This is a genomic window from Micromonospora sp. NPDC006431 (assembly GCF_042870725.1).
Classification (GTDB): Bacteria; Actinomycetota; Actinomycetes; order Mycobacteriales; family Micromonosporaceae; genus Micromonospora.
In genome coordinates, this window is the sequence record NZ_JBIAHQ010000013.1 from 138781 (window position 1) to 151734 (window position 12954).

A 12954-nucleotide genomic window follows, 5' to 3' on the forward strand; every position below is an offset into this window, starting at 1 on the left:
CAAAGACGGCCATGACCGACCTCCTCTCCTCGACCGGGCACCGCCCGGCTGCGCCCTCGCGCGGCACCATGCTCACCACCGGACGCGGGCGGGTCAACCGATTTACGCCGTGCGGGTGACGGCGGTCAGCCGGCCAGTACGGCGGCCACCGCGGCGATCAGCCCGTCCACCGTGCGGGTGGGGGCGAACCGGTTGTCCGACCAGCGGCGGCCGCGGTGCAGCCAGACGCTGGGCAGGCCGACCGAGGTCGCCCCGCCGATGTCCGCCTCCGGGCTGTCCCCGACCACCCAGGCGCCGCGCAGCGGCATCCGGGCCCGCTGGGCGGCGAGCGCGAAGATCCTCGGGTTGGGCTTGCTGACCCCGGCCTCCTCGGAGATCACCCAGTCGGCGACGTACCGGTCCAGGCCGGTGCGGCGGATCTTCGCGTCCTGCTGGCGTACCGCACCGTTGGTGACCACCACCGGCACCCAGCCGGCGTCGTCGGCGATCCGCAGCGCGCAGGCGACCAGCGGGTCCAGCCGGGTGTGGGCCACCACCCCCTCGTGCAGCTCCTCGACCAGGTCGATGGAGGGGATCCGCAGCTCGTACCGGTCGCGGATGGCGTCGGCGACGTCCCACCGGTCGGTCAGTCCGTCCGCGTCGACGGAGACCAGCCAGTCGAGGTCGGTGGGCGGGGCGCCGATGCCGTCCAGGAAGCGCTTACCCCAGGCGCGGAACGGCCCATCCCGGTCCAGCACGGTGTTGTCCAGATCGAGCAGGAGCAACGGCACGCGGAGACCTTACGGGACCAAGGTGTCCGGCCGACAGGGCCCGGCGACCGCGCCTTGTCAGGCGCGCAGGGCCACCCGCGGAAGCCCCTGGTCGGCGGGGCGGTCGGTGAGCATGGTGTGCGCGGCGCGGGTGGCCGCCAGCGCGGCCGGGTCGAGGGTGGCCACCAGCACGTCCGACCCCGTGTCCGCGCCCCGGGCGAGGGGTCGGCCCTCCGGGTCGTACACCGCGGCACCGCCGTTGAACCGCCACGGGTCGGCACCGTCGACCGCGTTGGCGAAGACCACGTACATGGTGTTGTCCAGGGCCCGGGCGGCGTAGTAGAGATCGCGACGGTGCTCCGAGCCGGCCAGGTAGCCGCTCGGGCAGAGGTAGCCGTGCGCGTCGTCGGCGGCGGCGGCCCGGCCGTGCTCCGGGAAGCAGCCGTCGTAGCAGATGCCGAGACCGAACCGCCAGTCGTCGACCAGCAGGGTGGCGCCGCGCCGGCCGGGGTCGAACAGCTCGCGTTCGCCGCCCCAGAGCTGCTGCTTGTCGTACGCCGCCCGCACCGCGCCGGCCGGGTCGACCACCAGCGAGGAGATGGTGCGCCGCCCGTCGGGGTGCCGGACCGCCGCCCCGACCACCACGGTCGTCCCGCCGTCCCGGGCGGCCTGCCGCAGCGGGTCGAGCCGCGGGTCGTCGACCCGGCCGTCCGCGTCGGCCACCACGTGGGTGCCGGCCGGGTCGGCCGCGAGGGTCGGCGGGTGGTACGCGGGCAGGAACAGCTCCGGCAGCACGACGATCCGGGCGCCGGCGGCCCGGCCGACGAGGCGGGCGGCGGTGGCGGCGTTGCCGGCGACGTCGCCGGGAACCGGCTCGGCCTGCACGGCGGCCACGGTCAGCGGGTGGGCGGGCGCGGTCATGGGCCGATCCTAACCGGGGCGGGACCCCGGACTGATCATGCGCAGGCGCATCTCAAGCCGTACGTACGGTTTGCATCGGCGGGGCCCACCTGGGACGATCGGTGCGTGCCCAGAGTAAGCCAGGACCAGCTCGACGCGCGCCGGCAGGAGATCCTCGCCGCCGCGCGCGCCTGTTTCGCCCGGCACGGCTACGAGGGTGCCACGGTCCGCCGCCTGGAGGAGGCCACCGGGCTGTCCCGCGGCGCCATCTTCCACCACTTCCGCGACAAGGACTCGCTCTTCCTCGCCGTCGCCGAGGACGACGCGGCGGTCATGGTGGAGACGGTCGCCCGCAACGGCCTGGTCCAGGTGATGCGGGACCTGCTGGCCCGGGCGGTCTCCCCGGACACCACCGGCTGGCTCGGCAGCCAGCTGGAGGTCTCCCGGCGGCTGCGTACCGACCCGGCGTTCGCCAAGCGCTGGGCGGAGCGCTCGGCGGCGATCGCCGAGGCCACCCGGGAACGCCTGCTCCGCCAGCGGGAGGCGGGGGTGCTCCGCGACGACGTGCCGATCGACGTGCTGGCCCAGTTCCTGGAGCTGGCGTACGACGGGTTGGTGCTGCACCTGGCGATGGGCCGCCCGGCCGGCGACCTGGGGCGGGTGCTCGACCTGGTCGAGGAGGCGGTCCGCCGCCACTGACCGCCCGCGCCGCATCTCGGTCCGGTAACTCGGTCGACGGGCCGGATGCCCCCTGGCGGGTCTGCTCCACAATGGGCCGCGACCCCCTCGCGACAGGAGCAGAGAGATGACCGTCCTCGCCGCACCGGGCGATACCTGGGGCATCCCCGGCCCCGTCTTCCTGCGCTGGTACCTCCTCGCCGCGGCCGTGCTGGTCGTGGGGACCCTGGTGCACCGGTTCCGCGCCCTGGCCGGCACTCCGGTCGACGGGGGCGCCGCGCAGCTCGGGCCGCAACAGGCCGCGTACCTCAACGGCGGCGACCAGCTGGCGGTCTGGACGGCGCTCGGCGGGCTGCGCCACGCCGGCGTGGTGACCGTGACCCCCGACCGGCGGCTCACCACCGCCGGCTCGCTGCCGGCCGGGGTCACCCCGCTCGACCAGGCCATCTTCAACGCCGCCGCGCGCGGCGTGCACTCCCGGGAGCTACGCCACGACGAGTGGGTCACCCGCGCCCTGGAGCAGCTCCGCGACGGCCTCCAGCAGCGCGGCCTGACGCTCGGACCGGAGCAGCGGAACGCGCTGCGGCGCGGGCCGATGCTGATCGCCGCCCTCCTGGCGCTCGGGGTGATCCGGGCGTTCGTCGGCCTGTCCAACGGCCGGCCGGCCGGCTTCCTCCTGCTCAGCCTGGTGCCGCTGTTCATCGCCTTCCTGCTGCTCGCCCGGGCGCCCCGGCGGACCCGGGCCGCCGACCGGGCTCTCCACGAGCTGCGCAACCGGCACACCTGGCTGCGGCCCTCCGCCGCACCCGCGTACGCCACGTACGGCCCGTCCGCCGCGGCGATGGGCGTGGCGCTGTTCGGCACCGCCACCATCTGGGCCATGGATCCGGGCTTCGCCGACCAGGCCGAGATCCAGCGCCAGGCGCTCGGCGCGAGCGGCGCTGGCTCGGGCAGCTCGGGCAGTTCCTGCGGCGGCAGCAGCTCGTGCGGCGGGGGCAGCTCCTGCGGGGGCGGCGGCGGATGCGGTGGCGGCGGGTGCGGCGGATGACCGGCGCCTCGCCGGCCCCCACCCCGACCGGGCCGTACGGGGTCGGCGTCGGGTGGCGACCGGAGATCGCCGGATTCGTGGCCGGCCTGCCCGGGCTGCGCTTCGTCGAGGTGGTGGCGGAGACGGTCAACCCGGCCGGCCCGCTCCCCGACGGCCTCGCCGAGCTGTGCGAGCGCGGGGTCACCGTCGTACCCCACGGGGTGAAGCTCTCCCTCGGCGGTGCGGAACCGGTCGACCCGGCCCGGCTGGCGCACCTGGCCGGACTGGCCGCGGCGGTGAACGCCCCGCTGGTCAGCGAGCACATCGCGTTCGTCCGGGCCGGCGGTCTGGAGGCCGGTCACCTGCTGCCGCTGCCGCGCAGCCGGGAGGCGGTCGCCGCGGTGGTGGCGAACGTGCGGCGGGCGCAGGCCGAGCTGCCGGTGCCGCTCGCCCTCGAGCCGATCGCCGCGCTCTTCGACTGGCCGGACGACGAGCTGGACGAGGCCGACTTCCTCACCGAGATCCTCGACGCCACCGGGGCGCTGCTGCTGCTCGACCTCGCCAACGTGCACGCCAACGCCCGTAACCGGGGCGGCGACCCCCGCGCGCTGCTGGACCGGCTGCCGCTGGACCGGGTCGCCTACGTCCACGTGGCCGGCGGCGCCGAGCAGGGCGGCTTCTACCACGACACGCACACCGACCCCGTCCCCGTCGAGGTGCTCGATCTGGTCGGTGAGCTGTGCGCCCGGCACCGGCCCCCGGCGCTGCTGCTGGAACGCGACGGCCACTACCCGCCCGCCGCCGAGCTGCGCGGCGAGCTGGACGCGCTCGCCGCCGCCTCCGGGTACCCGGTGGTCACATGACCCGCACCCGCCGCGACCGCGCCGCCGGGGCGGATCCGGCCGCCCCGGGCGCGACGCCACCCGCCGCTCCCCCGGCCGGGCCGCCGCCCGCGCCCGGTGCCGCCCCGGCCGATTCGGGCGAGGGCCTGGCCGCGCGACAGGCGGAGCTGGTCGCGGCGCTGGTCGCCGGTGGGCCGCTGCCGCCCGGGTTCGCCCCCGGGCCGGTGGCGGCGGCCCGCCGGGCCCTGCTGCGCAAACGCGCGGGCGACGTGGCCCGGCACTGGCCGCTGCTCGCCGCCGGCCTCGGCGCCGGCTGGTCGGCCACGTTCGCCGAATGGGCGGCCGGCCGGCCGACCAACGGGTCGCTGCGCGACGGCTGGGACCTGGCCCGGGAACTGCGCGACCACGGCAGGCTGCCGGCGCTGGGCGCGGAGGAGCTGGCCAGCCGCGAGGCAGCCACCCGCTACGACGGCCACACCACACCCCGCCCCCGCCGGCTGCCGGCCGTCGCCCGGGCCGGCGACGCCGTCGCGGTGCAGCTCGCCGGTCGGGTACGCCTGCTCCGCCCGGCCCACCGCTGACAGCCGGTCCCGGGTACGGCAGGATCGGACACATGGATCTCGGACTCGCCGACCGGGTGTACGTGCTGACCGGCGCCTCCCGTGGCCTCGGCTTCGCCACCGCCGAGCAACTCGTCGCCGACGGGGCGCGGGTGGTGATCTCCGCCCGCACCCCGGAACGGGTGACCGCAGCGGTCGAGGCACTCGGCGGGCCGGAGCGGGCCATCGGCCTGGTTGCCGACCTGACCGACCCGGGTGCCCCGGAGCGGTTGGTCGCGTTGGCGTGCGAGCGGTTCGGCCGGCTCGACGGGGCGCTGATTTCGGTGGGTGGTCCCCCGCCGGGCAGCGCCGCCCGGGTGACCGACGAACAGTGGCGGGAGTCCTTCGAGACGATCTTCCTGGGCAGTGTCCGCACCGCCCGTAAGGTCGCCGCCGCGCTCCCCGACGGAGGCGTGATCGCGCTGGTCCTCTCCACCTCGGCGCGGAGCCCGCTGCCCGGTCTCGGCATCTCCAACGGCCTGCGCCCCGGTCTGGCCGGCGTGGCCAAGGACATCGCCGACGAGTACGGGCCGCGCGGGGTACGGGTGGTCTCGCTGCTACCGGGGCGGATCATGACCGACCGCAACAAGGAACTCCTGGCGGCCAGCGGCAACCCGGAGCGCGCCCGGGCCGAGGCGGAGGCCGACATCCCGCTGCGCCGGCTCGGCGATCCGGCCGAGTTCGGCCGGGTCGCGGCGTTCCTGCTCTCCCCCGCCGCCAGCTACGTGACCGGGGTGACCGTGCCGGTCGACGGCGGCGCATTGCGCGGGCTGTGACGGCAGGGCGACGCCGGTCCGGGGCGGGCCCGCCGGACGGGGCCCGGACGGCGGCGACCCGGGTCGGCACGGCCGGTGCGAGCCGGGCGGGGGCGTCCCGCGCCGGCGGGGACGGCCCGGGTCGGACAGCCGAGCCGCCAGCCGCACCGCGGTATCCCCGCCCGACGAAGGAGCAGCTCGCGGCGGCCACCGGCAAGCTGCTGCCGGACCTGATCGCGCCCGGCCTGGACGTGCTCTTCGTCGGGATCAACCCGGGGCTCTGGTCGGCGGCCACCGGCTGGCACTTCGCCCGGCCGGGCAACCGGTTCTGGCCGGCGCTGCACCGGGGCGGCTTCACCCCACGCCAGCTGCACCCCAGCGAGCAGGAGGCGCTGCCGGCCCTCGGCCTGGGCATCACCAACATGGTGCCCCGGGCCACCGCCCGCGCCGACGAGCTGACCGCCGAGGAGCTGGTACGCGGCGCGGAGGTGCTGACCGGCAAGGTCGAGCGGTACCGGCCGCGCTGGGTGGCCGTGGTCGGGGTGACCGCGTACCGGGTGGGGTTCGCGCGGCCGAAGGCCGGCTTCGGCCCGCAGCCGGAGCCACTCGGCGGCGCCCGGCTGTGGGTGCTGCCCAACCCCAGCGGGTTGAACGCGCACTTCACGCCGGAGACGCTCGGCGCCGCCTTTGCCGAGCTGCATGCGGCGACGAACGCCTGACCAGCCGCTCCGGTCGGCGCCGAGTGTCCGGCTAGTTGGCCGCGGCCGGCGGCAGCGCCTCCTGCGCCACGTACGTGCCGAGGGGCACGGTGGTGACCACCGGCTCCGGCTGGTCCGGCTCGGCGTACGGGGCCGGCGAGTCGGCCACCGCGAACTGGGTGCGGTAGAGCTCGGCATAGAGGCCGCCCACGGCAACCAGTTCCTCGTGCCGGCCGCGCTCGACGATCCGCCCCTCGTCGAGGACGAGGATCTGGTCGGCGTCCCGCACGGTGGAGAGCCGGTGCGCGATCACCAGGGCGGTACGCCCGGTCAGCGCCACGGACAGCGCCCGCTGCACCGCCGCCTCGCTCTCCGAGTCGAGGTGGGCGGTGGCCTCGTCGAGGATGACGATCGACGGGGCCTTCAGCAGCAGCCGGGCGATGGCGATGCGCTGCTTCTCGCCGCCGGAGAAGCGGTAGCCGCGCTCACCGACCGTGGTGTCGAGCCCGTCGGGCAGGGAGCGGACCAGGTCGGCCACCTGCGCGCCGGCCAGGGCCGCCCAGATCTCGTCGTCGGTGGCGTCCGGCTTGGCGTACCGCAGGTTCTCCCGGATGGTCTCGTGGAACAGGTGGGAGTCCTGGGTGACCACGCCGATCTCGTCGCGCAGCGAGGCGAGGGTGGCGTCCCGGACGTCGACGCCGCCGACCAGCACCTGCCCGTCGGAGACGTCGTAGATCCGGGAGATCAGCATGGACAGCGTCGACTTGCCGGCGCCGGAGGGACCGACCAGGGCCACCATCTGTCCGGGCTCGACGCTGAACGAGACGCCCTTGAGCACCGGCTCGTTGACCGTCCGGTCCAGCGTGGTGACCTCTTCCAGCGAGGCCAGCGACACCTCGGCGGCGCTCGGGTAGCGGAACCGCACGTCCCGGAACTCGACCCGGCCGCTGCCCCGGGGCACCGGCACTGCGGCGGGCTTCTCCTCGATGCCGGGCCGCAGGTCGAGCACCTCGAAGACGCGGTCGAAGGAGACCAGCGCGCTCATCACGTCGACCCGGACGTTGGAGAGCGCGGTGAGCGGCCCGTAGAGCCGGGTGAGCAGCAGCGCGAGCTTGACCACGGTGCCGGCGCTGACCGCGCCGGTGACGGCGAGCCACCCGCCCAGGCCGTACGTGAGGGCCTGCGCGAGGGAGGCGACCAGCAGCATGGCCACGAAGAAGGTCCGCGAGTACATGGCGGACTGGATGCCGATGTCCCGGACCCGCTCCGCGCGGCCGGCGAACCGGCGTGCCTCCACCTCGGGCGAGCCGAAGAGCTTGACCAGCAGCGCGCCGGCCACCCCGAACCGCTCGGTCATCGTCGCGTTCATCTTCGCGTCGAGGTTGTACGACTCGCGGGTGATCTCGGCGAGCCGCCGGCCGACCCGGCGGGCCGGGATGATGAAGATCGGCAGCAGCACCAGCGCCAGCAGGGTGATCTGCCAGGAGAGGATGAGCATCGCGGCGGCGGTGAGCACCAGCTGGATGACGTTGCTGACCACCCCGGACAGGGTGGAGGTGAACGCCCGCTGGGCGCCGAGCACGTCGTTGTTGAGCCGGCTGACCAGCGCACCGGTCTGGGTGCGGGTGAAGAACTGCAGCGGCATCCGCTGGACGTGGTCGTAGACCCGGGTCCGCAGGTCGAGGATGATGCCCTCGCCGATCCGGGCCGAATACCAGCGCTGGGCCAGGGAGAAGAGCGCGTCGGCGACGGCCAGCGCGGCGATGATCAGGGCGAGCCGGACCACCGTCGAGCGCGCGTCGGGGCCGCCGCCGGCGATCGCGTCGATGACGTCACCGGCGAGCAGCGGGGTGGCCACCCCGACCACCGCGGCGATCACCACGGTGAGCAGGAAGACGACGATGTCGCGCCGGTACGGCCGGGCGAACGCGACGATCCGCTTGGCGGTGCCGTGCTTGAGCTGGTGGGTGGAAACCTGATCACGGTCACGCATCGACCGGAGCATGCTCCAGCCGCCCATGCCGCCACCGGCCATCGGGTTGGACACTCGTCACCTCCGGGTCGTCGAGCAGCCCTGGACCGTCGGGTCAATTCTCCCGACGACTACGACAACCTCGTGAGTAACCCGGATCTTCCCGTACGGTCCTTACCTATTCTCCCCGCCCGGCCAGGTCGCGCAGTCGGCGGGTCTGCGCCTCCCGCTCGGCCCGCTGCTGCTCCGCGTGGCTGCGCCCGGCGGCGCCGGCGAGCAGCGCCTTGATCTCCACGATCGCGTCCCGGTTGTTGGCCAGCAGGCCGGCGGCCAGGTCCCGCACGGTGGCGTCCAGCTCGGCGGTGGGCACCACGAGGGTGGCCAGCCCGATCCGGTCCGCCTCGGCGGCGTCCATCCGGCGACCGGTGGCGCAGATCTCCAGGGCCCGGGAGTAGCCGACCAGATCGAGGAGGCGCTTGGTGCCGGCCAGGTCGGGCACCAGGCCGAGGGTCACCTCGGCCATCGAGAGCACGGCGTCCTCGGCGAGCACCCGCAGGTCACAGGCGAGGGCGAGCTGGAACCCGGCGCCGATCGCGTACCCCTGCACGGCCGCGATGGAGATCACGTCCGGGCGGTGCAGCCAGGTGAAGCCGGCCTGGAAATCGGCGATCCGGTCCGCGCACTCCCGCTCTGGCAGCGTGGCGAGCTCAGCGAAGGAGCCCGGGCCGGAGGCACTGGCCAACGACAGGTCGAGACCGGTGGAGAAGGCCCGCCCCTCGCCGCGTACGACCACGACCCGGACGTCGCCGGGCAGATCGCGGGAAAAGTCGCTGATCGCGCGCCACATCGCCGGGGTCTGCGCGTTGAGCACGTCGGGCCGGCACAACGTCACCGTCGCAACCGGCCCGTCGCAGTCGAGTCGCACTCCGGTCGTTGCGGAGGTCATCGGACCATCCGGAGTACAACGCTGATGGACGACGCTGGTGAGCGGGTCACGCCTTCTTGCGACGCCGGGCACCGCCACGCTGCCGCAGCTGCACCCCGGACTCTGTCAGCACCCGGTGAATGAACCCGTAGGAACGGCCGGTCGAGGCCGCGAGCGCACGGATGCTCTCACCCGAGGTGTACCGCTTTACCAGGTCCTTGGCGAGCGTCTGGCGCTCGGCTCCGACGATCCGGCGACCTTTCTCAGTGCTGGTGGCTGTGCCGGTGGCTGCCATGCTGATCCCTCACGTCCCAGACTGTGCGGTTCGGATACGGTCCCACCTATTAGACCGCCTCGAACGATCATGCGCCAGATATCAACTAATCGCCAACCGACACGCTATGCAATGTCAGCTTCCCGATAGAGTGATGCTACTGACCGGTCAGGCGGCTCCGCCCGGCTGGATCATGGTGAGCCGTCCGGCCGGCCGATCCGTCCGCTCCCTCGGGTGACCGATCTGCTCGGCTGCCCCGGGCTCGGATCAGGCCAGTTCGACGAGTTCGAGAAGGTCGTCGCTCCACGCGTCCTCGTCGCCGTCGGGCAGCAGGATGGCGCGGTCGGGCTTCAGCGCCGTCACCGCGCCGGGGTCGTGGGTGACCAGCACGATCGCGCCGGGATAGCGGGCGATCGCGTCGAGCACCTGCTCCCGGCTGACCGGATCGAGGTTGTTGGTCGGCTCGTCGAGCAGCAGCACGTTGGCGCCGGAGCAGACCAGGGTGGCCAGGGCCAGCCGGGTCTTCTCGCCGCCGGAGAGCACCCCGGCCCGCTTGTCGACGTCCTCGCCGGAGAAGAGGAACGCGCCGAGGATCTTGCGCAGGTCGGTGTCGCTCTGCTCCGGAGCGGCGCTGCGCATGTGCGCCAGGATCGTCCGGTCCACGTCCAAGGTCTCGTGCTCCTGGGCGTAGTAGCCGAGCCGCAGGCCGTGGCCGGGGCGCACCTCGCCGGTGTCCGGCTCCAGCAGGCCGCCGAGCATCCGCAGCAGGGTGGTCTTGCCGGCGCCGTTGAGGCCGAGGATGGCCACCCGGGAGCCGCGGTCCACCGCGACGTCGACGTCGGTGAAGATCTCCAACGACCCGTACGACTTGGACAGGCCGGTCGCGGTGAGCGGGGTCTTGCCGCACGGCGCCGGGGTGGGGAACCGCACCTTCGCCACCTTGTCCGCGACGCGTACCTCCTCCAGGCCGCTCAGCAGCTTCTCGGCCCGGCGGGCCATGTTCTGCGCGGCCACCGTCTTGGTCGCCTTGGCCCGCATCTTGTCGGCCTGGGCCATCAGCGCGCCGGCCTTCTTCTCGGCGTTGGCCCGCTCCCGGCGGCGGCGCCGCTCGTCGGTCTCCCGCGCCTCCAGGTACGCCTTCCAGCCAAGGTTGTAGACGTCGACCACGGAGCGGGTGGCGTCCAGGAACCAGACCTTGTTGACCACCGCCTCGAGCAGCGAGGCGTCGTGGGAGATCACGATCAGGCCGCCCTTGTGGTTGGCCAGGAAGCCGCGCAGCCAGGTGATCGAGTCGGCGTCCAGGTGGTTGGTGGGCTCGTCGAGCAGCAGGATGCCGCCGCCGTTCTCGCCCGCGTCCCGGAACAGGATCCGGGCCAGCTCGATGCGGCGCCGCTGGCCGCCGGAGAGGGTGCCGATGGTCTGCGCCAGGGCCCGGTCGGGCAGCCCGAGGTTGGCGCAGATCCGGGCCGCCTCGGCCTCGGCCGCGTAGCCGCCGAGCGAGGCGAACTGGTCCTCCAGCGCGCCGTAGCGACGGACCAGGCGCTCGTCGTCGGCGCCCTCGGCGAGCTTCGCCTCCAACTCCTTCATCTGCGCCATCAGCACGTCCAGTCCGCGGGCGGAGAGCACCCGGTCCCGCCCGGTCACGTCCAGGTCGCCGGTACGCGGGTCCTGCGGCAGGTAGCCGATCGCGCTGCGCCGGTCGATCTGCCCGGCGTACGGCTGCCCCTCCCCGGCCAGCACCTTGAGCGTGGTCGTCTTGCCGGCGCCGTTACGGCCGACCAGGCCGATCCGGTCACCCGGCTGCACCCGCAGCGTGGTGTCGGACAGCAGGATCCGGGAACCGGCGCGCAGTTCCAGGCCGGTGGCAGTGATCATTTCGAGGTACTCGCTCTCGGGGTCCGGAAGGGCTGACTCAGGGCACGCGAAAGCGCCGGCGGGTCACCAGTTCCCGTCGGCGCGGGGCCGTTCAGCCTTCGCAGCGCAGCACGGAGCAAGTGTACCGGGCGTGGCGCTCCCGTCCCGCCGGATTACCGGGCAAGATCATCGGGTACCGGAAACGCCGTCCGGACCCATTCCGGTACCGCAACCACCACACACGGACGATCGGTGATCGGGGTCAACATGGAGCTGAACGAGAACGCGCGGATCGACACCAGCCAGGTGGAGGATCGGCGAGGGTCTGGCGGAGGCGGCGGGATGGGCATTCCGATCCCGATCGGCGGCGGCCGGGGCGGGATCGTGGGCATCATCATCGCCGTCCTCGTGGCCCTGGTCGGCGGCGGCTTCGGCCTCAACGCGGCGACCAGCGGCGGCGGCTCGGACCAGGGCGACAACACCACGCTGGAGCAGAAGTGCTCGGCGCAGGACGCGCTCAAGCAGCTCGACTGCCGCAACACCCTCTACGTCAACTCGATCCAGGCGTACTGGCGCACGGCCCTGCCGGAGGTCTTCGGCGAGCAGTACCAGCCCTCCAGGACCGTCTTCTTCAGCCAGGCGGTGAGCACCGGCTGCGGCCGGGCCGACTCCGGCGTCGGACCGTTCTACTGCCCGGCCGACGACCTGGTCTACATCGACCTCACCTTCTACCGCCTACTGGCCGACCAGCTCGGCGCGGAGGGCGAGTTCGCCCAGCCGTACGTGCTGGCCCACGAGTACGGGCACCACGTGCAGGACCTGCTCGGCACCGAGGCGCAGATGCGCCGCCAGCAGCAGCGCGACCCGAACAACGCCAACGCGCTCTCGGTGAAGTTGGAGCTGCAGGCGGACTGCTACGCGGGCGCCTGGGCGAAGAACGCCACCGGCACCTCGGACGCGCAGGGCCAGAAGATCTTCAAGAGCATCACCGACCAGGACATCCGGCAGGCGATCGACACCGCCGAGAAGATCGGCGACGACGCGATCCAGAAGCGGGCCGGGCGGCCGGTGAACCCGGACGAGTTCACCCACGGCACGTCCGCGCAGCGCCAGCAGTGGTTCGCCAAGGGCTACTCCACCGGCGACCCGAAGGCCTGCGACACCTTCGGCGGCACCCTCTGACGGCACCCCGGCACCCCGGCACCCCGGCATCCCGGGGCCCCGGCGCCCGGCGGGCCACCGCCCGGTGCGTCGGGGTCCGCCGCGTCCATCCGGGGCAGCGGGTGGGCGCACCGGGTCGCCGGAGGGGGCGAGGACGACGGGCTGACGTTCGCCTGCCGGTTTGCCCCGCTCCCGCTCGCGGCCCGCCTCGCCGACCACCAGGGCGAGTTCCTCGACCGGATCCGGCCAGCAACCGGCCCGGCAGCCAGGCGCTGGCCACTCCATGATCCCAGCCCGCTGTGGGGTGGAAATTCGAAGCGCCACTCCAGCCCGGTTCCTCACTTAGCGTCACATTCCGCAGTGGACCCCAGAACCCCACGAGCCTCCTTTGCTCTGCAGCCACATACGCAGCGGCCACGGTCCGTGAGCGTTGCGGATATGGCTGCAGAGCAAAGCGAGGGGCGAGGACTGTTCCACCTGTCGAGGCGACAGAGAAAACACCTGGTCAATCGGCTCGGGC

General features: G+C 73.7%; 13 protein-coding genes. 7 read left to right on the forward strand and 6 right to left on the reverse strand.

Features of this window, described 5'->3' with window-relative positions:
- Positions 1-125 precede the first annotated feature (125 nt).
- Both ACFYM6_RS22480 and ACFYM6_RS22485 read right to left on the reverse strand, forming a co-directional pair.
- Positions 126-770, reverse strand: coding sequence for an HAD family hydrolase (locus ACFYM6_RS22480; RefSeq protein WP_357445413.1), 645 nt, complete (start codon positions 768-770; stop codon positions 126-128).
- Between the two features lie 57 nt (positions 771-827).
- Complete coding sequence (locus ACFYM6_RS22485) at positions 828-1670, reverse strand: carbon-nitrogen hydrolase family protein (protein ID WP_387278326.1); 843 nt, start codon at positions 1668-1670, stop codon at positions 828-830.
- Between the two features lie 105 nt (positions 1671-1775).
- Between ACFYM6_RS22485 and ACFYM6_RS22490 the strand changes: the two genes are divergently transcribed.
- The 6 genes from ACFYM6_RS22490 to mug all read left to right on the forward strand — a co-directional run bounded on the left by ACFYM6_RS22490 (position 1776) and on the right by mug (position 6269).
- The gene (locus ACFYM6_RS22490) at positions 1776-2348 is read left to right on the forward strand and encodes a TetR/AcrR family transcriptional regulator (protein WP_073837960.1); all 573 of its coding nucleotides are present in this window, start codon (positions 1776-1778) and stop codon (positions 2346-2348) included.
- Between the two features lie 106 nt (positions 2349-2454).
- On the forward strand, positions 2455-3375 hold the full coding sequence (locus ACFYM6_RS22495; RefSeq protein WP_387278328.1) for a TIGR04222 domain-containing membrane protein: 921 nt from the start codon (positions 2455-2457) through the stop codon (positions 3373-3375).
- Positions 3372-4217, forward strand: a complete 846-nt coding sequence (locus ACFYM6_RS22500; RefSeq protein ID WP_387278330.1) for a DUF692 family multinuclear iron-containing protein — start codon at positions 3372-3374, stop codon at positions 4215-4217. Before ACFYM6_RS22495 ends, ACFYM6_RS22500 begins: the two co-directional genes overlap by 4 nt.
- 125 nt (positions 4218-4342) lie before the next feature.
- Complete coding sequence (locus ACFYM6_RS22505) at positions 4343-4777, forward strand: hypothetical protein (RefSeq protein WP_387278417.1); 435 nt, start codon at positions 4343-4345, stop codon at positions 4775-4777.
- 32 nt (positions 4778-4809) lie between these two features.
- Positions 4810-5571: an SDR family oxidoreductase gene (locus tag ACFYM6_RS22510; RefSeq protein ID WP_387278332.1), complete on the forward strand. Its 762-nt coding sequence runs from the start codon at positions 4810-4812 to the stop codon at positions 5569-5571.
- Positions 5572-5768: 197 nt separating this feature from the next.
- Positions 5769-6269: a G/U mismatch-specific DNA glycosylase gene (mug, locus tag ACFYM6_RS22515; protein WP_387278419.1), complete on the forward strand. Its 501-nt coding sequence runs from the start codon at positions 5769-5771 to the stop codon at positions 6267-6269.
- A 31-nt stretch (positions 6270-6300) separates the two neighbouring features.
- Here mug and ACFYM6_RS22520 read toward each other — a convergent pair whose 3' ends face one another.
- The 4 genes from ACFYM6_RS22520 to ACFYM6_RS22535 all read right to left on the reverse strand — a co-directional run bounded on the left by ACFYM6_RS22520 (position 6301) and on the right by ACFYM6_RS22535 (position 11294).
- Entirely contained in the window at positions 6301-8283 is a 1983-nt protein-coding gene (locus ACFYM6_RS22520; RefSeq protein WP_387278421.1) for an ABC transporter ATP-binding protein, read from the reverse strand.
- A 115-nt stretch (positions 8284-8398) separates the two neighbouring features.
- On the reverse strand, positions 8399-9166 hold the full coding sequence (locus ACFYM6_RS22525; protein WP_387278334.1) for an enoyl-CoA hydratase/isomerase family protein: 768 nt from the start codon (positions 9164-9166) through the stop codon (positions 8399-8401).
- Between the two features lie 46 nt (positions 9167-9212).
- Positions 9213-9440 (reverse strand): helix-turn-helix domain-containing protein, encoded by a 228-nt coding sequence (locus ACFYM6_RS22530; protein ID WP_007462679.1) that lies wholly within the window; start codon positions 9438-9440, stop codon positions 9213-9215.
- Positions 9441-9686: 246 nt separating this feature from the next.
- Positions 9687-11294 (reverse strand): ABC-F family ATP-binding cassette domain-containing protein, encoded by a 1608-nt coding sequence (locus ACFYM6_RS22535; protein ID WP_387278336.1) that lies wholly within the window; start codon positions 11292-11294, stop codon positions 9687-9689.
- 246 nt (positions 11295-11540) lie between these two features.
- On the opposite strand from ACFYM6_RS22535, the gene ACFYM6_RS22540 reads away from it, so the two are divergent.
- On the forward strand, positions 11541-12455 hold the full coding sequence (locus tag ACFYM6_RS22540) for a neutral zinc metallopeptidase (RefSeq protein WP_387278423.1): 915 nt from the start codon (positions 11541-11543) through the stop codon (positions 12453-12455).
- Positions 12456-12954 lie beyond the last annotated feature (499 nt).

What these genes read in the sequence shown, in the direction of transcription:
- ACFYM6_RS22500 (WP_387278330.1), top strand. Translation starts at nt 3,372, where the DNA reads ATGACCGGCGCCTCGCCGGCCCCCACCCCGACCGGGCCGTACGGGGTC.
- ACFYM6_RS22495 (WP_387278328.1), top strand. Translation starts at nt 2,455, where the DNA reads ATGACCGTCCTCGCCGCACCGGGCGATACCTGGGGCATCCCCGGCCCC.
- ACFYM6_RS22525 (WP_387278334.1), bottom strand. Translation starts at nt 9,166, where the DNA reads ATGACCTCCGCAACGACCGGAGTGCGACTCGACTGCGACGGGCCGGTT.
- ACFYM6_RS22510 (WP_387278332.1), top strand. Translation starts at nt 4,810, where the DNA reads ATGGATCTCGGACTCGCCGACCGGGTGTACGTGCTGACCGGCGCCTCC.
- ACFYM6_RS22535 (WP_387278336.1), bottom strand. Translation starts at nt 11,294, where the DNA reads ATGATCACTGCCACCGGCCTGGAACTGCGCGCCGGTTCCCGGATCCTG.
- ACFYM6_RS22540 (WP_387278423.1), top strand. Translation starts at nt 11,541, where the DNA reads ATGGAGCTGAACGAGAACGCGCGGATCGACACCAGCCAGGTGGAGGAT.
- ACFYM6_RS22485 (WP_387278326.1), bottom strand. Translation starts at nt 1,670, where the DNA reads ATGACCGCGCCCGCCCACCCGCTGACCGTGGCCGCCGTGCAGGCCGAG.
- ACFYM6_RS22520 (WP_387278421.1), bottom strand. Translation starts at nt 8,283, where the DNA reads ATGGCCGGTGGCGGCATGGGCGGCTGGAGCATGCTCCGGTCGATGCGT.
- ACFYM6_RS22530 (WP_007462679.1), bottom strand. Translation starts at nt 9,440, where the DNA reads ATGGCAGCCACCGGCACAGCCACCAGCACTGAGAAAGGTCGCCGGATC.